This window comes from Streptomyces mirabilis (assembly GCF_018310535.1).
GTDB lineage: Bacteria > Actinomycetota > Actinomycetes > Streptomycetales > Streptomycetaceae > Streptomyces.
In genome coordinates, this window is sequence record NZ_CP074102.1 from 8,468,734 (window position 1) to 8,488,733 (window position 20,000).

The window sequence follows — 20,000 nt, forward strand, 5'->3', positions numbered from 1 at the left end:
AGTGGATCGAGCGGGAACTCGGCCTGCCCGCCGAGCATGTCGTCGTCACTGTGACGCGCGCGCACAAAGGGCTCCGCACCGCTGACGTCTCGCCGGGTGCGCTCGCGCACGCGGGAAGTCAACGGAGCCGCCAAGTACATGACGGATTCACGGAGTTATGACCGGATCACCTTCGAGGCGATGAACTCCCGCTACTCGCGAGGAGCGGCCGGGCGTGGTCACGCGCCTCACGGAGCTCCTGCGGTTGATGTGAACCAGCGGGCCCCGGACGACGGAGTACCGACCCGCGTGGGCCGGCCCTCGGGCCGCCATCAACTCGACGCTGCGCGAACAGTTCGTCGGGAGGCGCCATGAACGGCTGGTCTGCTCGTGATGTACCGCCCCGGTGGCCAGGGGCTCGTCTTCGACGTTACGGCAGTGGAGGTCGTTCATCAGCAGGCCCCGGGGACTCGCCGTACGAACGCGGTGACTCGGAAGATCGTGCGCGACGGAGAGACGCTTGACGCCTCGCAGGCGCCGTGGACAGTCTTCTATCTCAACGAGGTCGGCATGATCGACAAGGTCTCACCGGTGATCCAACAGGGACGGTATCTTCGGGTCGTCGACATTCGACAGGCGCTGTCATCCAGCTACCTCGCCGTCCCCACGCTCGACGAGGCGTTCCCCGCCCGAAAGTGACCGGCGCCAAGCTGTCCGTTGCAGGGTTAGGGGCTGCGTCTATCAGTCGTCGATCTCCTCGACCACACCTCAGGCCATGCAAGTCGGCTGCTACGAAGCGCGGGGGAGCTCACTGCTCAGATCTTGATCACGGTGGCGCGTGCGCCGCACAGAGTGGCGATGTCCTCCGGGTCGGAGGTGAGGATTGTGATGGGGCGACTCGCCGGGCATCTCCCGCCACTGGCTGCTGGTACGGAACCGCCAGATCACCCCCTCGAACTGATCCCGCAGCCGTGCGGGGTACGGCCCGTACTCGCCTATCGGCAGGAACGGCTCGATCAACTTCCACTGCTCGTCGGTGAGTTGCCTGCGTGTCACGATCGTCTTCCTACCGGATCCCCCTTCAAGATTGATCACGACACCACACAGGCCCTAGGGCCTCGGGGCCACGCACGACCCCATGGCCCTCCCGGCGATCGAGCCCTCCTCAACCACCCCCGACCAGGTCGCGCGCGAGGAAGCACGCCTCGCCGCAGCCGAGATCACCGCATCAAACCCAGAAGACACCATCCACAAGTCTTGACGATTACTCCGGAGGCGAGGGTGCCAAGTACTGGCTGCACGTGTTCACCGCGCTGAAGAACCGCGGCCTGGACGATGTGCTGATGCTGGTCTGCGACGGGCTCAAGGGCCTACCCGAGGCGGTGGAGGCCGTCCGGCCTCGCACGATTGTCCAGACGTGTGTGGTTCACCTGCTGCGGAACTCGTTCCGATACGCCGCCCGTCAGGACTGGGACAAAGTCGCCAAGGCCCTCAAGCCCGTCTACACCGCACCCAGCGAAGACGCGGCGACTGAGCGGTTCTTGGAGCTCCAGGAAGCGTGGGGCCAGAAATATCCGGCGATCGTGAAGCTGTGGTCGGACGCCTGGGCCGAGTTCGTGCCGTTCCTCTCCTTCGACATCGAGATCCGCAAGGTCATCTGCAGCACGAACGCGATCGAGAGCGTCAATGCCCGCATCCGCAAGGCCGTCCGTTCCCGCGGACACTTCCCCAACGAAGCCGCCGCCCTCAAGTGCATCTACATGGCGCTGATGAGCCTGGACCCGACGGGGAAGGGCCGCAAGCGGTGGACCATACGCTGGAAAGCACCATTGAACGCGTTCCAGATCGCTTTCGAAGGCCGCCTGACCCCGAGCAACAACTGACCGCTCAACAACCAAGATCAGCTGTTAAATTGACACACCCTCACCCGAGCCGGTCGCGGACCAGGTGCTCGAACTCGGCGCGATGGTCCATCAGCCATGCCAGGTAGAACAGGCCCTGGTTGATGACGCCGGCATCGACGCCGCGCTTGTACTCCACTTTACCGACCGCAGGAGCTCGTAGACCGTCTCTGAACTGCGATGATTCATAGACTACATGTCTGCGACGGGGAGTTGGGGGAGGTATTGTCAAATCCTGTGGACTGCTCGGACAGTCCAATGAGAGGTTTTCACCGTGATTTCGCAGGTCGCGGGGATGGTGTGGGTCGGGAGTGACCTACTCGCGCAGGCCGTGAGCGTGATCGCTTGACGGAGATCGTCCGTTACCTCTGCACTTCGGTGTTCGCAAGGACGAGCGGAGCCCGCAGGAGGGTGGTCGCGTGACGGGCGTTCATGCGGACCTTGGCCAGGAAGCGCCAGGACTCCGTCTCCATGACTGGCTCAACGCACCCCGATCGGATGAGTCACGAACCACCACTACCCTGGCGATCCGTCAGATCACTACCCTCGAAACAGGCACCGTGACCAGAGGAAATGGAGTACCGCAACTGGAGTACTAGGGCGCGTATCGAGTCGTGATCAATGGGTGGTCCGGGTGAGGTCTTTGATCCAGATCATCGAGGCGCGTAGGTGGAGGCCGGCGAGGTAGCTGTCCGGGGTCTTGTCGTATCGGGTGGCGATGCCTCGCCAGGCCTTGAGCTTGTTGATCAGGCGCTCGACGGTGTTCCTCTCCTTGTAGAGGTCGGCGTCGTGGCTGACGGGGCGGCCGCCCCCGGAGCCCTTCTTCTTTCGGTTGGCGGCCTGGTCCTTCTTCTCCGGGATGACTGCCTTGATGCCGCGTTGGCGCAGGTGGGCCCGGTTGCCGCGGGACGAGTAGGCCTTGTCTCCGGCGACCGCGTCCGGCCGGGTGCGGGGACGGCCGACGGGGCCGCGGACCCTTAACTTCTTGAGCACCGGGATGAACTGCGGACTGTCCGCGGCCTGGCCCGCGGTCAGCACGAACGCCAGCGGGCGGCACTTGCGGTCGGCGGCCAGGTGGACCTTGCTGGTCTGCCCGCCCCTGGAGCGTCCGAGGAGAGCGGCCTTCAGGCGGAGTCTTCGCCGACGCCGGATGCGTCGTCGTTCCTCCCACTCGGGATCTGCTGTGACGTCCTGCCCGCTTTGTTCTTCGAGGCTGCCCCCTTTGACCTGGTCTTCTCCTCCTCGGCGGCAGCCTTCTCCAGTGCAGTGATGACGTCCTCGCCCAGGTGCATCCCGGCGGCGTCGTGGTGTGCCCGCGCGGTGGTGGAGTCGATGCTGACCAGGGACAGGTCCACCTCGCCCCGCTTCGCCGCTTCCGCGATCAGGCCCTCCGGCAGGGCCTCGAAGACGCCGGCGTCACGCCACTGCCGGAAGCGGTTGTGCACGGTCGACCAGGCGCCGAACTCCCGCGGCATCTCCCGCCACTGCCCGCCGGTCTTGAACCGCCAGATCACACCCTCGAACTGGTACCGAAGCCGTTCGGGGTACGGGCCGTACGCGCCGATCGGCAGGTACGGCCCGATGAACTCCCACTCTGCATCCGTCAGTTGCACTCGCGTCACGCAAGAAGGCCTACCGGACCAGACCCCGCCGCGAGAGCAAATCCCGCAGATTGATCACGACTCGATACGCGCCCTAGATCGCGTGCCTGAGAAGTTCGGGTTCCATCGACGGCATGGCAGCCGCCAGCGGTTTGACGAGGTCAAGGGGCAGGCTGTGGTGGTTGAACGCCTCGCTGACCGCGTTCAGATCTGACAGCAGTGCCTTGACCTGGCTGCCCGCTGCCCGTCAGATGGCGGAGCCGGCGGCCCGCAGCTCCCGCACCAGAGCACGCACGACGGCGGAGCTGGCGAGCTCCGGGGTGGTCACATAGCCGACACGGCGCGTCGGGCGCTCCGGACCGAGATCGGTGATCTCGATCGAGTCCGTTGCTCCGACCAGGGAGAGCGCGGGCATAATCGCCATTCCGTGTCCCCTGCTCACGAGCGAGAGCACTGCTCCGTCGTCCTCGGCCTCGATCGTGGCCCTCGGGATCCAGTCCTGCGCGCCCCACCAGGCGCGGGTGTACGAGCCGCAGTTCTCGACCCAGTCGACCAGCGGCAGCGAGCGCGGAGCCGGGTGTCCGGCCGGATGCACCAGGGAGTAGCTCTCTTCGAAGAGTCCGCTCGCCACCAGTCCCGCCGGCAGCTGCGCTCCGTCCAAGGTGGCAATGGCGAGATCCGACCGCCCGTCGGCCACCTCGCCCGCCGTGCCGCGCCCGAGCTCGCGGACGATCCGCACCTGCGGCTCGATCCCGGGATACCGCGCGCGCAGCCGCTGCAGGACCGGCGGCAGCAGGTGCAGCGCGGTGCTGCGGAAGGCCGCGATCCGCAGCGGGCCCTCCGGCCCCTGCGTCGCCTCGGACCGGGCGGCTTGCCGCGCCTCGGCGACGAGCACGTCAAGCAGCCGCAGGGTACGGCGCGCATGCGCCACAGCCTTCTCCCCCGCCGGAGTGGGTCTCGCACCGCCGCGGCCGCGTTCGAACAGAACGGCGCCGATCTTGCGCTCGCTGCCGCGCACCGAGTGGGAGACCGCGGACTGTGTTAGGCCGAGTGCCTCGGCCCCGGCCGAGAAGCCGCCGGCGTCCGCAACCGCCACCAGGATGCGCAGTTCGTGCGGAGCGAGATCGGTGTCGGTCGTGCGGGCCACAGGGCGCTCACCTCGAGGTATGAGAACTGCTCATGGAACGGGGCGTCACATGAGTCCAACCGCCTGCCCGAGGGCTCCATTCCCGTCCTACGGTCCCGTCATGACCGAGAACGCGATCACCGTCCAGCAGACCGCCCGCCCCCACGGTTTCCCCACCACCAAGGATTTCGCCTTCGTCGAGTCCGCGATTCCCGATCCTGCGGTCGGCACCGCGCTCGTGGAGAACCTCTACTGGTCCGTCGACCCGTACCACCGCGAGATGATGGACGACGTGCCCGGCGGCTTCGCGCTCCACACACCGCTCGAGGGCCGGACCCTCGGGCGCGTCGTCGCCTCGCGGACGCCGGAGCTGCCCGAGGGCGAGATCGTGTTCCACCGGCTGGGCTGGCGCACGCACTCCGTGGTCCGACCCGAGGAGATCCGCAAACTCCCCCGCTTCGACGGGGTCCCCCTGACGGCGTACCTGAGCGTCCTCGGCGGCACCGGACTGACCGCCTACGTGGGCCTCACCCGCATCGCCCGGCTCCGCGAGGGCGACGACCTCTTCGTCTCCGCCGCAGCCGGCGGCGTCGGCACGGCCACTGGCCGGTTCGCCCGGCTGCTGGACGCCGGCCGACTCGTGGGCAGCGCGGGCTCGGCGGCCAAGGTCGACCACCTGACCCGGGAGGTGGGCTACGACGCGGCGTTCGACTACCATGACGGCCTCGCCGCTGAACTGCTCGCCAAGGCTGCACCGGACGGCATCGACGTCTTCGTCGACAACGTCGGCGGCGAACAACTGGCCGCCGCGGTGGGCGCACTGCGCGAGTTCGGGCGCATCGTCCGGATCGGCACCATCAGCCGCTACAACACCCCGGACGCGCCCCCGCCGCACTTCAACTACTCGGACATCGTGGAGAAGAGCCTCCGCATGGAGGGCTTCCTGGTCAGCAACTACCGCGACCTGCAGGACGAGCTGTACAAGTTCGCGGTCCCCCATCTACAGAGCGGCCGACTAGCGCTGGACCAGACGATGGTGGACGGGTTCGAGCACATCGTGGACGCATTCCTGGGCATGCTGCACGGCAAGAACACCGGAAAGATCATCGTGCGGGACCACGCGTAGGCCTGGTCCGGCCGTCGCGCGAGTGCCGCATCACTTCGGCGGCCGCGCACCGAAGCAGAGAACACCGACCGGCAACCAGCCCACTACACTCACCCAAACCGCCCCTGAACAGGGAAAACGTCAAAGTGCTGCTGGAGTATTAGGTGCAGGCTGGTCCGGAAATATTCCGGACCAGCTGGTCAGGGCGGGGATGACGGTGGGACGAACTGGGAGTAAGGGAGCATTTTGCCTCGCTCCTTGATTGCGGTTAATGAAGGGCGCCTGGCTGGGAGTTTCCCCAGTTCAGGCGCCCTTTTCCATGCCTCTAGAAGAAGCCCAGCTTCTTCGGCGAGTACGACACGAGGAGGTTCTTGGTCTGCTGGTGGTACAGCGCCAGCGGATCGCTGACCTGCGCACACAGCAGCCATCGATGCCGCGTTGGAGTCGTTGGCCCGGGAATGGTCCGGATCTTGATCGATGCGGACCTGGGACTGCGGCTTGGCTTGGATAGGCCTTCGCCTCGTTCCTTGATCGGTGGTCGGCGCCCATGACGGAGCCTTTGCCGGGGCGGCTGCCCGGCGGCATGCAACGGACGGGCCTGTGGCAACCGCTCGCACTCCTGGCCAGGCAGTGGTACCAGCCAATACCGCCCTGCATGCTGCTGGCGCAGGGCGAGCTACTTCGTCGTCGCCGACTCCGGCTGCTGAATCGGCAAGGGCCACCATGCCTGCGTCGGTCAGGATCAGCTGGCGCAGGCGACGCCCGGCGACGGCTCCGGCTTCGTCGACTCCGCTTCGAGCCCGTGCCGCCGCCGACGCGTCGTCGGGCCCGGCGAGTGACCTCTGCTGGGTTGGACGAGACAGAAGCAAGGCGGGAGCTTCTTTGCGTTTCGCTTGTTTTGTGCCGGTGCCCGTTCGCCGCACAGCTGATGGGCGACGGGGATCATCCCAGCTGGCCGGAGACGGCCTTCGCCCAGCCCTGGGTGACCGTCTCCTTCGCCTTCTCCAGTTGCGCGTCTGTCGGGAACTGCGGCGTTCCCTCAACCGTCGGCAGTCGAGCAGCGGCGGCCTTGTCGAGGGTGCCGTCCTGCCTCATGGCGTCCATGAGTACCGGGCGGGCATAGGCGCGCAGCCGGAGGTTCTGGCCCTCCGGGCTGAAGAGGTACTCATGCCACAGGCGGGCAGCCGCCGGGTGTGGGGCGTTCTTGTTGATCGCCAGCGCGAAATACTGGGCGAAGCTGCCGTCGAAGGGGATCGCGACCTGCCAGTTCACGCCCTTGTCGCGGAGTTGGTCGGCGTAGTGGAGGTTGATGTAGTCCCAGTTGATGCTGATGGGTGTCCGACCGCTCGCGACCGTCACCGAGTTGGAATTGAGAGGGTTGAAGTTGCCGCGATTATTGAGTTCGGCGAAGAAGTCGAGACCGGGCCGGACGTCGTCGAACGACCCGTTGTTCGCCAGCGCGGCCGCGTAGACACTGGCGAAGGCGGTGGCCGAACGGGGCGGGTCGCCTTCGAGTGCGACCTTGCCCCTGTAACCGGGCTTCAGCAGATCGGCGAAGGTCTCCGGACAGGGTTTGACCCGGTTGGCGTCGCAGCCGATGGAGATGTAGCCCCCGTAGTTGTCGGACCAGCGGGCCTTCGAGTCCTTCTCATTATCGGGAATCAAATCGTAAGCGGCTACCTTGTACGGCGCGAGAAGATTCTGCGCCGCTGCTTTCCGTGCGAACGTATCGCCCACGTCGATCACGTCGGGCGCTGTCGGCCGGTTCCCCCGCTTGCTCAGGACGTCGATCTCGTCCTCGCTGTGGCCCAGCGGATCCTCGACGGTGACCTTGATCCCGTACTTCTTCTCGAAACCGTTGATCAGGCCGCCGTAGTTGGCCCAGTCACGCGGCAGCGCGATCGCTCTGAGTGTGCCCTCGTGTTTCGCTGCGGCGATCAGTGCGCGCATGCCGCCCATGCTCCCGGCGGACGTGGCCACCGACGGCTTCGCGAGGTTGGCGGTAGGTGCGTTCTCGCAAGCGCTCAGGCCCAGTGCCACGAGAGCGAGGCAGCCGAAGACCGACGCTGCTCGGGCACACGGTGTAGTCACGGCTGCTCCCGGACGTAGGGGGACGAGGTGGTCACCTCGACCGGCTGCCGGCAGCGCCACTCGGTCCGGAGTGGCGGGCCTCCCGCTGTGCCTCCCGGCTTCCTCGGCTCCATGGCGCCGAGGAAGTGGTCATCGAGGCCAGGGTACCCGGCAGCCTCGATGGCGGAATGCCGCCCGGGAGGCCCGCGATCACCGTCTTTTCCCTGGCACTCGGCTTCTCCGTACGCCCCGGGCCCTCGCCGCGCCCCAGCCGGCACGCGGCGTGCGCGACGGTGGAGGGGCGGGACGTACCGGCTCACCTCACAGTGCGGTGTCGTCCCATTGGTCGAGCAGGAGCTCGCCGAGTCCTTCCGCCTCCGGCGCGGCGTCGTGGTGCAGAGACTGTTCGGCCCAGATGACCTTGCCGGTGGTCGTGTAGCGGGTCCCCCAGCGTTCGGTGAAGCGGGCGACCAGGAAGAGTCCGCGGCCGCCTTCGTCGGTGACCTTCGCCCAGCGCAGCCGCGGCGAGGTGCTGCTGCCGTCGGCGACCTCGAAGATCAGGGTGCCCGCATCGGGGCTGCCGATAGGCTCCGTGCGGAGCAGCCGCACGGCGATGGGCTCGGCGCCGTAGCGGATGGCGTTGGTGATCAGCTCGCTGAGGATGAGTTCGGCGGTGAAGGCGACCTGCTCCAGCCCCCACTCCGCCAGCCGACGGGCGCAGGCGGTGCGCACGGGGGCCACCGCCGCCGGGTCACGGGGCACCTCCCACTCCGCGACCTGACCCGGTCCGAGCCGGCGCGTGCGGGCCACCAGCAGCGCGATGTCATCCCGGGGCCGGTCGGACAGCATGGCCTCCATCACCGCCGCGCAGGTGGCCTCCGGCGTGCGATCGGGCCCTGTCAGAGCATCGCGCAGGGCCTCCAGGCCGGCGTCCAGGTCCCGGGTACGGTCCTCGATCAGCCCGTCGGTGTAGAGCACCAGTCGGGAATCCTCGGGCACGGTGAACTCGGCGGTCTCGACAGGCAGGCCGGCTCCGAGTCCCAGTGGCGGGGAGACGGGCAGCTGAGGGAAGTCGACGGTCCCGTCGGGCCGGACCACCGCCGGTCCCGGGTGGCCGGCGGTGGCGATGGCCAGTCGCCCGGAGGTGGGGTCGTAGACGGCGTACTGGCAGGTCGCCCCAGTGATCACCCCCTGCCAGTCCTCCGCTGCGGTGACCTCCTCGGCGTCGATCTGCGCCACCAGCTCGTCCATCCGGCCCAGCAGCTCCTCCACGGGCATCTCCAGGCTGGCGAAGTTGTGCACGGCGGTGCGCAGCCGACCCATCGTCGCCGCGGCGTGCAGACCGTGGCCGACGACATCGCCCACGACCAGCGCCACCCGGGTACCGGACAGCGGGATGACGTCGAACCAGTCCCCGCCCACCCCGGCCTGGGCCGGCAGATAGCGGTAGGCGACCTCGAGGGCGGACTGCTCGGGCAGCGCGCGGGGCAGCAGGCTGTGCTGCAGGGTGACGGCCATGGCGTGTTCGCGGGTGTAGCGGCGGGCGTTGTCGATGCACACCGCTGCCCGGGCTGCCAGCTCCTCGGCGAAGAACACGTCCTCGTCCTCGAACGACGGGGAGCCCCTCGCGCGCCAGAAGCCCACCACGCCCAGCACCCCGCCGCGGGCGCGGAGGGGCGCCACGAGCATGGAGTGGATGCCGTGATCGAGGATCCGCCGGGCACCTTCGGGCTGCTGGGACCGCCAGGCGCCGGAGGCGCTCAGGTCCCCGAGCAGGACCGGGCGGCCCTCGGCCATCGCCGTGGAGACGGGGTGGGCCGGGACGAACCGGATCAGCTCGCGGACGGGGTGGAGGGGATGGCCCGCGTCGAGACCGGCGACAGCGCTGCGGCGCAGCTCGGTGATCCCGGCGGGCGCACCGGAGGTCTCCTCGCCGCGCAGGACCGGGTCCAGCAGATCGACCGTGACGACGTCGGCGAACCGGGTCACCGCCACCTCGGCCAGTTCCTCGGCCGTGCGCTTCACATCGAGCGTGGTGCCGATCCGCAGTCCGGCGTCGTAGAGCGACTGCAACCGTTCGCGCGCCACCTCCGCCCGGCCGGAGAGGGCCCGCAGCTCGGTGGTGTCCCGGAGCGTGACCACGCTGCCGGCCGGTCCGTGAGGTGTGGTGAGCCGCTTGCTGACCGCGAGCAGCCGGTCGGCCGCCAGGTACACCTCGTCGGTGGCGGGGCGGTCGGAGGCCAGCAGCCTGGCGAAGTCCTCGTCCAGCCCCAGATCGGTGATGTGCCGCCGCTCCGCGTCCGCCGGCAGGTCCAGAAGCCGTCGTGCCTCGTCGTTGGCCAGCAGCAGCCGGCTGTCACCGCCGACGATCAGCACTCCTTCCCGCACCGCGTGCAGCACCGCGTCGTGGTGCTCGTACATCTGGGTCATCTCGGTCGGTCCCAGGTCGTGGGTCTGCCGCCGCAACCGCCGGCTCACCAGGCCCGACCCGCCTGCGGCGACGACCAGGGCCGTGGCGGCGCCGCCGAGGAGGAACGGTAGCTGCCGGTTCACGTTGTGCTGCACCCTCTCGACCGTGACGGGCACGGAGACGATGGCGATGACCGAACCGTCGGGCCCCCTGACGGGCACCGCCGAGATCACGGAGAGCCCAAGTGAGCCCTTGAACTTACTCGTGAACGGCTTGCCGGTCGCCGCCGCCGCGTAAGGCCCGATGACGCGTTTCCCGATCTGACGCGGGTCGCTGTGGGCGAGGGTGATCCCGTTCAGCCCGTACACGATGACGGCGTCGACGCCTGCGGCCTTCTGGGCCGCCTCGGCGGGCGGCTGCAGCACCGCGGTCGGGTTCGCGCTGTTCAGTGCCGCCACGATCCCCGGGGAGTTCGCGAAGGTCTGCGCCACGCTGAGCGTCCGGTGGCGGGCGTCCGCCATCACGTCGCGTTGAGCCTGCACAACGAGCGCCACCAGGGCGGCGGCGACGAGCAGCATCACAACCGCCAGCTGGAGCAGGAAGACCTGGCCCGCGAGGCTGTGCACGCTCAGCAGCGAACCCGACCGCCACGCCCCTTCCGCCTGACGTGGCCGACCGGGCTGATGAGTCCTCATGGACGCATCAGGCGCATTTTGCCCGGACTGACCTGAAACTCCGCTCATATACCCTTTCTATCGTTTATGGCTGGCCGACGACGAAGCGACCGGGACGGACTGGTCCGCTCAGGGACGGCGACGAGCGCATGTGCCCTGCCGGGTGCCCGCGGTCACGCACAGCCCCTGAGGTCCGGTTCGAGCCCACAGGGCGACGTCATTCGGCACCAGCACCGGCGGAGTGTGTGTCGCGTGGGGATGAGCCGCACCCACGTGATCCACTTTTCGTCGGGCGCGAGTTCGTAAATGCCCTTACCGGGCCCTGGCCACTCCAGATGTGGGCCGACCCGTTCATGAGCCAGGTCATGTCCGACGTGATCAACCGCATCTTCTCTGCGGGACTGGACCTTGCCGGTGCCCTGTCGCGCGCCACCGACAAGGCCGTCGCGCAGCGCGTGCAGGCCGGCATGGACAAGCTCGACCGGGCGATCAGCTCGATCCAGTCAGCTGCACTGGACCGCCTCTTGAGTTGAAGAGCGGTCGTTGAGCAGACCGTCACGTGCCGGCCTCACCCATTGGTCCGAATGGGCTCGTCGTCACGCCGGTGCTGAGTGATACAAGATCGACCGACTCATCTGTGTGGCGGTTCGGAGCAGCCAACTGGAGTGGTTATGGCGTCTTCTGATGGGTCCAACGCGAGCGGCTTCAACGGGGCGTGCTGTGGAGGCGGTTGATGAAGAACGAGCGTCTTGATCTGGCCCGGTTGTGTCCCGATTCCGCATGCTTGAGGCCGCTCGCGAGGAGGCCGTACTCCTGGGGCCAGGCGACCGTGGGTGCCGTTCGGTACAGGCGCCAAGGCCGACTCCACTTCTGACGTGCGGCGCCCCCGCCGGGCGCCGCCGATCTCCTGGGCCGACGAATCCCTTCCCCGCCGACGCGCGACAGAGGTCGGAAATGCTCTGTCCACCCTTCAGGACTGCAGCTAATTCGTTCTTGCGCTCGATCAACTTGAAGGTGTGCGCCGATGCCTTCAGCGGCGTGCCCGGTGGCAGTTGCTCTACCGATCCCATCGCGTGACAGGCGGCGTGCCCATCCGGTGACGACTACAGCACCTCTCCAACGCGAAAACGCGGGTCGAAAACTTCCGCTGGTGACACCTATCCTGCGGCGACACACTCCGGGTGCGGTCGAAGGCGTATGCCTGGCGCCTTGCCGTTGGCCGTCTCCGATGCGGACCCTGGGGCTCACTGTGCCGCCTCGGACGAACAACCCGCGGATTCCGTGAGACACCAACTGGCTCAGGCACACCGACAGGTCACATAACGCCGTCGAGGACGGCCCCGGCCGGGAGGTGGTGGCCGGCGGTGAGGTCTCCCCATGCGGCGGTGACGTCGCGTCAGGAGCGGGCCTGCAGCCGGACCCCGTCGTCGCCCTGCCACCTGATCATTCTGTGGCTGGCGTTCTCCAGACTGAGCCATGTCTCATGAGGCATGTGTGCGCAGTTTCATCGGGGGTTCGCTCTGAACCCTTGTTCGACGCTTCCGGCGTGCCGGTGGGTGTGTCGCTCCTGGGGTGGGGGAGGCCGGTATGCCACTCGGCCCGCTGCGCCAAGAACCCATGCGGGCAGGGGCGCCGTGGGCCTCGGCTCCTGCGGCGGGCGGAAGAGCTGACATGTACCGACGTCAGGATCCGGCAGCGGACACGTGGCGAGCCAACTCGGTGGCCAGGCGTCGCATGACCGTGCGGTTGGCGCGTCGTATCGTGGCCCGGACGACGAGTGCCAGTAGGCGGTCGGCGAGCGGGGTGCGCGCCCAGGCGTACGTGAACGACACCTGACTCCCGCCGGTCCCCAGCGGCTTGATGGCGTAGGTGCCGTGGGCCAGGCGTCGGCCGGCGGCACTGACGTTCCGTTCGACGATGCGCCGTGGCGGGTCGGCCTCGACGACCTCGATGGTGACGTCGGTCTTCGCGCCGCCCAGCGCGGCTGTGACCGTGGCGCACGATCCGACGCCACGGCCTGGGCCGCTGTAGCGCCAGTCGGTCAGGTAGTGGTTGGTGAATCGCTCGTGGTGAGCCATGACATCGAGGAAGTCGTAGACCTGCTCGGGCGTCTGCGGTACGTCGATCGACACGGTGACAGACTTCATGTACCACACGGTACACAGGGCATGTACCAATTGGTACACTTCCGACGTGGTGAATACGGACGGCTCGCATCCTGAGGGCGGGGCAGCGCCCGGCACGGACGGGGGCCGGCGCGCTGAATTGGTGAACGCGGCCGTCGATTACGTCGCGGCACACGGCATCGCGGACCTGAGCCTGCGTGGCCTGGGCGCTGCGATCGGCGTCAGTCACCGCATGCTGATCCACTATTTCGGCTCCAAGGAACACCTGTTCGTCGAGATCGTCCGGACGTCGGAGCAGCGCCAGCGTGATCTGCTGTCCCGGCTGCGCCTGGAGCCCGGTCTCTCGCCCGCGGATGCTGCGCGGCTCCTCTGGCAGCAGCTGACGGACCCTCGGCTGGCCGGTCAGGAGCGGCTCTTCTTCGAAATCTACGGGCACGCGCTGCGGGGCCGCCCCGAGGCTGCCCCGGTCCTCGCAGGGCTCGTGAACGACTGGCTGGAGCCGCTCGTGGCCGCCGAGGTCGCCGCAGGGGTGGACCCTGCCATGGCCCGGAACCGCGCCAGGCTGGGACTGGCCACCGTCCGCGGTCTGCTGCTCGATCTGCTCGCCACCGGTGACCGCGCCGGCGTCGACGCGGCGATGGAGGACTTCCTCCGGCTGTATTACGGCTCGAAGTGACGGAGTCGCCGATCAGGCCAAGCAGATGGGCCGGACATGGATGCATGCCCGGCGCAACGGCCGTGCCGTCAATCGGTCACCGGGATCCCAGAGTGTTCAACGCAGCGTTCGAGCAACGGCATGGGGTTCCGTCTTGGAGGAGCGGCGCGAGTGGTACGTCTGGCACGCGTGTCACCCCGCGGCCTTGTCAGGCCGCGGGGTGACAGGGAGAGGCAGGGGCAGGGGGCGGCTGGCTCAGCCGTCAGCGCTCGGTCAACTGCTGCTCACCCGGCAGGCGCCGGCCGCGCACGTGTCGAGCCAGGCGGCGAAGTCCGCGTCGTAACGGGTGCCGATGTCGGTGTTGTAGACCGCATAGGCTCCGGCGTAGTCGCCGGTGCGGAACTTGGTCAGCATGGCCTGCACGTCGTCCGGGTGGTTCTCAACCATGTAGCGGACGGCCAGGTAGCCCCATGGGTAGGTGCGGGTCAGGTCGGAGTTGGCGTACGTGCTCTGCCACAGGGTGCTCAGGGCGTAGGTGTGCTTCCCGGCATCGGAGAGCGCCTCGCTGTCGGGCACGCCCCGATAGCTGTACGAGACGTACTCGGCGAAGCCCTCGATCCACCAGATGTCCGGGACCGTCTGGCCCGCGGAGAAGTCGCCGTACGTGTCGTAGCGGCCGTCGAGGTAGTGGGTGTACTCGTGGTTCAGGTTCCAGATGTCCGCCGGGAAGCCGTCGCCCACGCTCTTCACGTAGGCGACGAAGCGGGCCTGGTTGTTGGGGTCGGCGGGGTTGCCCTCCAGGTATTCGCCGCCGTTGTCGGTGCTGTTGCCGAAGATCCAGCCCGAGTACGTCTGGTAGTCCCTGGGGCTCGCGAAGACGACGATCTGTATGTTGGTGTTGCGGTCGTCGGCGACCGGGCCGCTGTCCTTGACAATGCCGTGGAAGTAGGCGTCCTGTCCCTGCACGCTCTTGCAGGCCTCGGCGAGCGCCGAGTCGGTCAGGGACTGGGCCAGGAAAGTGTGCCCGTCATCGCACTTGTAGGTGATGGGGAGTGCGGCCGCGGTGAGCTTGGACGTCAGGTCGCAGGTGTCGTAGTACGAGCATTGGGCCGCGTCGTGCGCGGAAGTCATCTCGGCGGCGCCGACCCACAGCGGAGCGGTCGGGCCGGTGATCGAGGAGGCGTCCAGCAGGCCCTTCACCATCGGCCGCACCTTGTCCTGGAGCCCGGCCGTGTCGAGGAAGCGCGCCGTCTCGGTTCCGGCGTTGGAGGCCATGAAGTACCAGGTCCCGCTCAGCATCGACATGTGGTTCAGGGCGAACGAGTTCAACGTGTCGATGATGCTCGGGTCGGCGGTGACAGCGCTGATGAATGCGGGGTTGAAGTGGCCACGGAAGAGCGGGGTGAAGACGTCGTTGACGGCCGTGTCCATGCTCCAGTAGGCGTCGTAGGAGCTGTCGTAGGCGTTCAGCACTCTCTTGTACGTGTCCAGGTAGCGAGCCTGCTCGTTGGCGCTGTCCGTCAGGATGATGACGTCGCCCAGGACGTTGCCGTGTTCCGAACTGACGTCCATGAAATGGCAGTTGGCGGTGAAGGCGTCCAGTCCGCCTTCGGTGGCCGCAGCCAGGGTCGGGCCGTAGTCGCCGACGTCGGCCGAGTCGTTGTACTGCACGTAGTAGCCGGCGCGCAGGAACAGCACGAGCTGCCACACATGGGTGGAGTTGTCGCCGGGATACGTCTGCGACGCGTCCTGGAAGGCGCCTGCGACGGTCACCATCTGCGCCTCGCGGAACACGTTCCGGGCGTCCGTGCCGGTGATGCCGAACAGCGTATTGATGCAGTCGGTGGTCGAGTCCTGGATGTACGCGACCAGTTCGGATCCGGTCCGGGTGCCGAAGTCGGCCGGGGTGCACGGCGCGGCTGCCGCGTGCCTCGTGGCTGTGGGAGGCCGTACGGCCTTCGAGGTCGAGGAGGTCTGCGGCAACTGCGGGCTGAGCGGCCGGACATGGGCGGCGGCCAGCCGCCCGCTCCGGACGTCTGCTTGATCGGACGCAGCGGTGTTCGCGCCGAGCGGCGACAGCGCGCGCGGCTTGGGCTTGGACACGGCGGTGGTCGTCGGAGCAGCCATTGCGGAGGTCCTCGGTCCGGCTGCCGCGAGGGCCGGTGCGGCCGGCAGGCCTGCTATCAGGGCGCTGACCGCCAGGCTGACGGCCAGGAAACCGGACGCGAATCTGGACGGACTTCCGGGATGGAATCCGGGCAGGGCAGGTCGACGACGCATCAATGCTCCTTCGTGAGTGGGGGTCGCTTCGAGCACGAGCGGCGAGGCGTGGGGGGAACGTCCCACTCACAGTGGCCAATGACAACGGACTGAGGGATACGACAATGGAGGGGCTGGCCATAACATCCGTGCCCACAGAGGCAGTTGGCGGTCAGGGCGGGACGCCGAGCAGGTCTCCGCCTCGTGTTATGCGTGCGGCGGAAAAACGGTATGGGGCGGGGCGGTCCCCTGCTCCCTACGATCCCGGTATGACGACGAAGAAGCCGCTCCACACCGGTTCGCACGACCTTCCGGTCTCCTCGGCGCTCGCCGAGTTCCTCATGGGGAACTGGGAGTCTTCGCCGCGCGCCGATCCGCCCCCGCAGTCGATCGCACCGTGGGCGGCCAAACGGCGCGACCGGCTGTCCGCGCGCTTCCCCGGCGAACGGCTCGTCGTTCCCTCAGGCGTCCTCAAGGTGCGCAGCAACGACTGCGACTACCGGTTCCGGCCGCACACCGCGTTCTCGTACCTGACGGGTGGTACCGAGCCGGGCAGCGTCCTGATCCTCGAACCGACCGCCTCTGGTCACGAGGCGGTACTGCACGTCCGCCCGCGATCCCCGCGCGACACCGGGGAGTTCTACCGCGACCGCCGCTACGGTGAGATCTGGGTCGGCCGCCGCGCCACCCTCGACGAGGCCTCCTCACTGCTCGGCGTGGCGACCCAGGGCCTCGACGACGTGCCCGCCCGGTTGAACGGCGCGCGGCCGACCCGCTTGCTGCGCGGCGTCGACCCGGAGATCGACGCGCTCGTCGACAGCACCGGCCGCGAAGAGGCCGACCTCGAATTCGCCTCGTTCCTGTCCGAGATGCGCCTGGTCAAGGATGAGTGGGAGGTCGAGCAGCTGCAGATCGCGGTGGACGCCACGGCGGCCGGATTCACCGACGTCGTGCGCGCACTGCGCGAGGCCGTCCGCCATCCACGCGGCGAACGCTGGATCGAGGGCGTCTTCGGCCTGCGCGCCCGCCTCGAGGGCAACGGCCTCGGCTACGAGACAATCGCCGCCGCCGGAGCGCACGCGTGCGTACTGCACTGGATCGCCAACGACGGTCCGGTCCATCCCGGTGACCTGCTGCTGCTCGACGCCGGCGTCGAGTCGGACACGCTCTACACCGCCGACATCACGCGCACCCTTCCGGTGAGCGGCACCTTCACCGCCGCGCAGCGCGACCTCTACGACCTCGTGCTCGCCGCGCAGGACGCCGGTATCGCGGCGCTCCGCCCGGGCGCGCGCTTTCGTGACTTCCACCTCGCTGCGATGCGGGTCATCGCCGAGGGGCTGCACTCCTGGGGCCTGCTCCCGGTGACGCCGGACGAGGCCCTTGAGCCCGAGAGCGGTCTGTTCCGCCGCTACACGTGGTGCAGCAGCGGCCACATGCTGGGCATGGACGTCCACGACTGCGCCGCGGCCCGTGCCGAGCAGTACCTGGACGGCGTCCTGGAGGCGGGCCACGTCCTGACCGTCGAGCCGGGCCTGTATCTCCAGCCGGACGACCTGACGCTGCCGCCGGAGCTGCGTGGCGTCGGCGTGCGCGTCGAGGACGATCTGGTCGTCACGGAGGACGGCGCCCGCCTCATGTCGTCGGCGCTGCCGCGCACCGCGTCGGCGATCGAGACGTGGATGGGCGAGCTCCTGGCCTGACCCTGCGTCCCAAGGCGCGGGCGCCGCCGTCACTGCCCTAGGAACGCGGCAGATGGAACGTCTGCGCCGCCCACGCCTGAAAGTGCACCGACCGCGCGATGAGGTCGCGGTAGGACGCGTGCGCGGAGCTGAACAGTGTCTCCGTGATGTCCTCCGTGACCTGGTCGCGGCGCCATGCGAGCAGATAGCGGGTCCACAGCGGTGTGCCGGTCAGCGGTTTGACGATCACGCCCTGGTTCGGCCGGGTCGTAGCCTGCACGATGGAGACGCCGAGCCCCTCGGCGATCATGTCCTGGAGCTGGAGCCGGTCACCGAGGTACTCATGGACGGCCGCGGGCGTGAACCCGGCTGCCGCGCAGGCCGCGTAGAAAACGCCCGGCCAGCCGGCACCGTCGTCGGGGGTCAGGAACCAAGCCTCGTCGGCGAGTTCGGCGAGGGGGACCTCCATGCGGTGCTTGAGCCGGTGACCGGCGGGCAGGGCCACGAACGCGGGTTCGTTGACGATCTCGCGATGCGCCACGGCCGCGGAGTGCCGAAGCTCCATACCGGGGTAGTCCGCGGCGATCGCGGCGTCCAGCTCGCCCTTCTCCAAGTGCTCGACTATCTCCGACGACGGGTAGACGCTGCTCACCGTCAGCGTGAGATCAGGCCTCCGGCTGCGTATACGGATGACCATGCCGGACAGGACGGGCGAGTTGGTCGCCGCAAGGCGCAGGACCCGGGGTGCTCCGACGCCGTCCCCCGCCGGACGACGCCTGATGGCATCCGCACGGGCCAGAATGTCGCGCGCCTGAGTCAGGACCTCAAGGCCGTACTGGGTCGGCTCGACTCCCGACGTGGTACGCACGAACAAGTCCTCACCGAAGAGCCGCTCGATGCGGCGCAGTTGGGTGCTCATCGCCGGCTGCGAGTACTTCAGGAGTGCCGCGGCTCGCCCCAGACTCCCGGCGTCGGCGATCGCACACAAGGTCCGTAGATGCCGAAGCTCCAGGTCCATCGTCCGGGCTCCTCGTCTCGGCGCTCCTGCCGTCCGCGGTCACCGGGCGACTCTAGCGGTGGTTCATCGCGGGGTCAGCAGACGGGCATCGACCTGGGGGAGAGCGGTCAGCGCGTCGCGGGCGGCATCGAAGGGACGCAGGAACTCCGGCGTTGCGGTGACATACAGGTCACTCTCGTCGAGGACGAGGTTGTCCAGACGCCAGTCGTTGTGGATGACGGAGGTCGTCGCGTCGTCGGGCCGGTCGTCGGAGAGCCGCGCCGTTAAGGTCCGCAAGTGAAAGGGCCGCGGGCGTTCACGGGCGCCGCCGTCCTCGTCCGGGTTTCGGTCGGCTCCCCTTCACGAGTGTGCGATCGCCTTGTGGGTGAAAGTGGGCGACGTTCCCGGGTTGGCCCAGGAGGCGGTCAGTTCGCTGGAGGGGAAGAACTGCAGGAACCGGGGGTCGGCCTGGGAGCGGTCGACCAGCGTCTTCTCGACGATCAGAGAGTTGTACTGCTCGGCGGTCGTCTCGATGGTGTTGGCCGTCTGCTGCCTCCCGCATTGGGCGAGTTCAACGAGCGACTGTGAGCCGTGGCACAGACCTTTCCCTCCGTGGCCGAACTGCTCCCCACGTATCGGTGCGTCACCACGGACAAGGGCGGTGAGCCCGCGAGTCCGGCCGACCGGTGCATTCCCGACCTCGACGGGCAGGCGCTGCGCCACTCCCTCGCCTTCCACTCGAAGCTGACCAGGCACGAGGCCGGCGAACGGCGGAGCGGCTCCGCGTGGCATGTGTTCGTCCGCGAACGGCGGAGCGACTGCACGTGGCATGTGTTCGCCGGCGACCGGCAACCGACAGAGCAGAGCGTCGTAGTGGGCAGGGACGGGATCCGCTTCGCCCGGCAGCGGCGAGGTGAGGACTTCGGCGGTGACGGCACTGTGCCCCGCTTCAGCAGTGTCCCACCCCGGTGGAGGGACGACTCGTCGGCCAATTTCTGTCCCGCGAGCCATGTCGGGCTGCCACGCCAGGAAGGACTGCTCCAGGACCTGGCGGGCGAGATCGTTCCCGTTGCGCCCGGCAGGGTTCTGACCCCTCCGCGGCCCCTCTCCCTCCCACTGCCCTCCGTGGCCCTAGCCGGCCGGAAGGTACCCGTCCACGTGTCCGCGGAGCAGCCCGACCTGGTTCTGGGTGCCGAGCTCTTCGGAGCCGACGGAGGTGCGCTCGGTCCCGCTGTTCCCCTCCTGCCGGACAACAGGGGCAACTACTTCAACCAGGTGTCCCTGGCCCCCGGAGTATGGCGGGTGGTCGTGAAAACCGGATCCGAGCGTCCGGCCGGCACGATCGACGACCTCCTCGTCGTCGCCGAGGCCTGAACCAGGAACACCCTTCCCGCCGGGTGGGTGGGCGGCGGCGG

At 68.3% G+C, this 20,000-nt stretch carries 13 protein-coding genes and 4 pseudogenes; 7 read left to right on the plus strand and 10 right to left on the minus strand.

Translation table 11 applies throughout. The annotated features are described in order from the left end of the window. Positions 1–369: 369 nt before the first annotated feature. Complete coding sequence (locus tag SMIR_RS37610) at positions 370–678, plus strand: hypothetical protein (protein WP_212728033.1); 309 nt, start codon at positions 370–372, stop codon at positions 676–678. A gap of 198 nt (positions 679–876) precedes the next feature. Here the strand turns inward: SMIR_RS37610 and SMIR_RS37615 are convergent. Next, a pseudogene (locus SMIR_RS37615) lies at positions 877–1,035 on the minus strand (transposase); the annotation flags it as partial. 215 nt (positions 1,036–1,250) lie between these two features. Between SMIR_RS37615 and SMIR_RS37620 the strand changes: the two are divergent. After that, positions 1,251–1,862: pseudogene (locus SMIR_RS37620) on the plus strand (IS256 family transposase); the annotation flags it as partial. Between the two features lie 43 nt (positions 1,863–1,905). Here the strand turns inward: SMIR_RS37620 and SMIR_RS37625 are convergent. From SMIR_RS37625 to SMIR_RS37635, 3 genes and pseudogenes are all read right to left on the minus strand, one after another. Further along, positions 1,906–2,019 (minus strand): annotated as a pseudogene (locus tag SMIR_RS37625) (DUF5655 domain-containing protein); the annotation flags it as partial. Positions 2,020–2,498: 479 nt separating this feature from the next. Then, positions 2,499–3,502, minus strand: a pseudogene (locus SMIR_RS37630) (IS5 family transposase). Positions 3,503–3,728: 226 nt separating this feature from the next. Further along, positions 3,729–4,628, minus strand: a complete 900-nt coding sequence (locus SMIR_RS37635; protein WP_168489165.1) for a LysR family transcriptional regulator — start codon at positions 4,626–4,628, stop codon at positions 3,729–3,731. 100 nt (positions 4,629–4,728) lie between these two features. On the opposite strand from SMIR_RS37635, the gene SMIR_RS37640 reads away from it, so the two are divergent. Then, positions 4,729–5,733 carry an NADP-dependent oxidoreductase gene (locus SMIR_RS37640; protein WP_212728034.1) on the plus strand — a complete coding sequence of 335 codons (1,005 nt, stop codon included), beginning with the start codon at positions 4,729–4,731 and terminating at the stop codon, positions 5,731–5,733. 921 nt (positions 5,734–6,654) lie between these two features. Here the strand turns inward: SMIR_RS37640 and SMIR_RS37645 are convergent. After that, positions 6,655–7,803 carry an ABC transporter substrate-binding protein gene (locus SMIR_RS37645; protein WP_168489161.1) on the minus strand — a complete coding sequence of 383 codons (1,149 nt, stop codon included), beginning with the start codon at positions 7,801–7,803 and terminating at the stop codon, positions 6,655–6,657. 300 nt (positions 7,804–8,103) lie between these two features. Beyond that, the gene (locus SMIR_RS37650) at positions 8,104–10,887 is read right to left on the minus strand and encodes a SpoIIE family protein phosphatase (protein WP_212728035.1); all 2,784 of its coding nucleotides are present in this window, start codon (positions 10,885–10,887) and stop codon (positions 8,104–8,106) included. Between the two features lie 344 nt (positions 10,888–11,231). On the opposite strand from SMIR_RS37650, the gene SMIR_RS37655 reads away from it, so the two are divergent. After that, positions 11,232–11,399: a hypothetical protein gene (locus SMIR_RS37655; protein ID WP_168489159.1), complete on the plus strand. Its 168-nt coding sequence runs from the start codon at positions 11,232–11,234 to the stop codon at positions 11,397–11,399. Positions 11,400–12,548: 1,149 nt separating this feature from the next. Here SMIR_RS37655 and SMIR_RS37660 read toward each other — a convergent pair. Further along, positions 12,549–13,013: an SRPBCC family protein gene (locus tag SMIR_RS37660; protein WP_168489157.1), complete on the minus strand. Its 465-nt coding sequence runs from the start codon at positions 13,011–13,013 to the stop codon at positions 12,549–12,551. Between the two features lie 46 nt (positions 13,014–13,059). On the opposite strand from SMIR_RS37660, the gene SMIR_RS37665 reads away from it, so the two are divergent. Continuing rightward, positions 13,060–13,668, plus strand: coding sequence for a TetR/AcrR family transcriptional regulator (locus SMIR_RS37665; protein ID WP_248002790.1), 609 nt, complete (start codon positions 13,060–13,062; stop codon positions 13,666–13,668). Positions 13,669–13,920: 252 nt separating this feature from the next. Here SMIR_RS37665 and SMIR_RS37670 read toward each other — a convergent pair whose 3' ends face one another. Continuing rightward, the gene (locus SMIR_RS37670) at positions 13,921–15,774 is read right to left on the minus strand and encodes a collagenase (protein WP_249938551.1); all 1,854 of its coding nucleotides are present in this window, start codon (positions 15,772–15,774) and stop codon (positions 13,921–13,923) included. 401 nt (positions 15,775–16,175) lie between these two features. On the opposite strand from SMIR_RS37670, the gene SMIR_RS37675 reads away from it, so the two are divergent. Continuing rightward, the gene (locus SMIR_RS37675; RefSeq protein WP_168489150.1) at positions 16,176–17,609 is read left to right on the plus strand and encodes an aminopeptidase P family protein; all 1,434 of its coding nucleotides are present in this window, start codon (positions 16,176–16,178) and stop codon (positions 17,607–17,609) included. 37 nt (positions 17,610–17,646) lie between these two features. On the opposite strand, the gene SMIR_RS37680 is transcribed toward SMIR_RS37675, so the two are convergent. Both SMIR_RS37680 and SMIR_RS37685 read right to left on the minus strand, forming a co-directional pair. After that, positions 17,647–18,606, minus strand: a complete 960-nt coding sequence (locus tag SMIR_RS37680) for a LysR family transcriptional regulator (RefSeq protein WP_168489148.1) — start codon at positions 18,604–18,606, stop codon at positions 17,647–17,649. 63 nt (positions 18,607–18,669) lie between these two features. After that, positions 18,670–18,882: a hypothetical protein gene (locus tag SMIR_RS37685; RefSeq protein ID WP_168489146.1), complete on the minus strand. Its 213-nt coding sequence runs from the start codon at positions 18,880–18,882 to the stop codon at positions 18,670–18,672. Positions 18,883–19,176: 294 nt separating this feature from the next. On the opposite strand from SMIR_RS37685, the gene SMIR_RS37690 reads away from it, so the two are divergent. After that, positions 19,177–19,959, plus strand: a complete 783-nt coding sequence (locus tag SMIR_RS37690) for a hypothetical protein (protein WP_168489144.1) — start codon at positions 19,177–19,179, stop codon at positions 19,957–19,959. The last annotated feature ends 41 nt before the right edge of the window (positions 19,960–20,000 follow it).

Coding starts and splice junctions, on each gene's coding strand:
- SMIR_RS37640 (WP_212728034.1), top strand. CDS start 4,729: ATGACCGAGAACGCGATCACCGTCCAGCAGACCGCCCGCCCCCACGGT.
- SMIR_RS37650 (WP_212728035.1), bottom strand. CDS start 10,887: ATGAGGACTCATCAGCCCGGTCGGCCACGTCAGGCGGAAGGGGCGTGG.
- SMIR_RS37655 (WP_168489159.1), top strand. CDS start 11,232: ATGTCCGACGTGATCAACCGCATCTTCTCTGCGGGACTGGACCTTGCC.
- SMIR_RS37660 (WP_168489157.1), bottom strand. CDS start 13,013: ATGAAGTCTGTCACCGTGTCGATCGACGTACCGCAGACGCCCGAGCAG.
- SMIR_RS37670 (WP_249938551.1), bottom strand. CDS start 15,774: ATGGCTGCTCCGACGACCACCGCCGTGTCCAAGCCCAAGCCGCGCGCG.
- SMIR_RS37675 (WP_168489150.1), top strand. CDS start 16,176: ATGACGACGAAGAAGCCGCTCCACACCGGTTCGCACGACCTTCCGGTC.
- SMIR_RS37680 (WP_168489148.1), bottom strand. CDS start 18,606: ATGGACCTGGAGCTTCGGCATCTACGGACCTTGTGTGCGATCGCCGAC.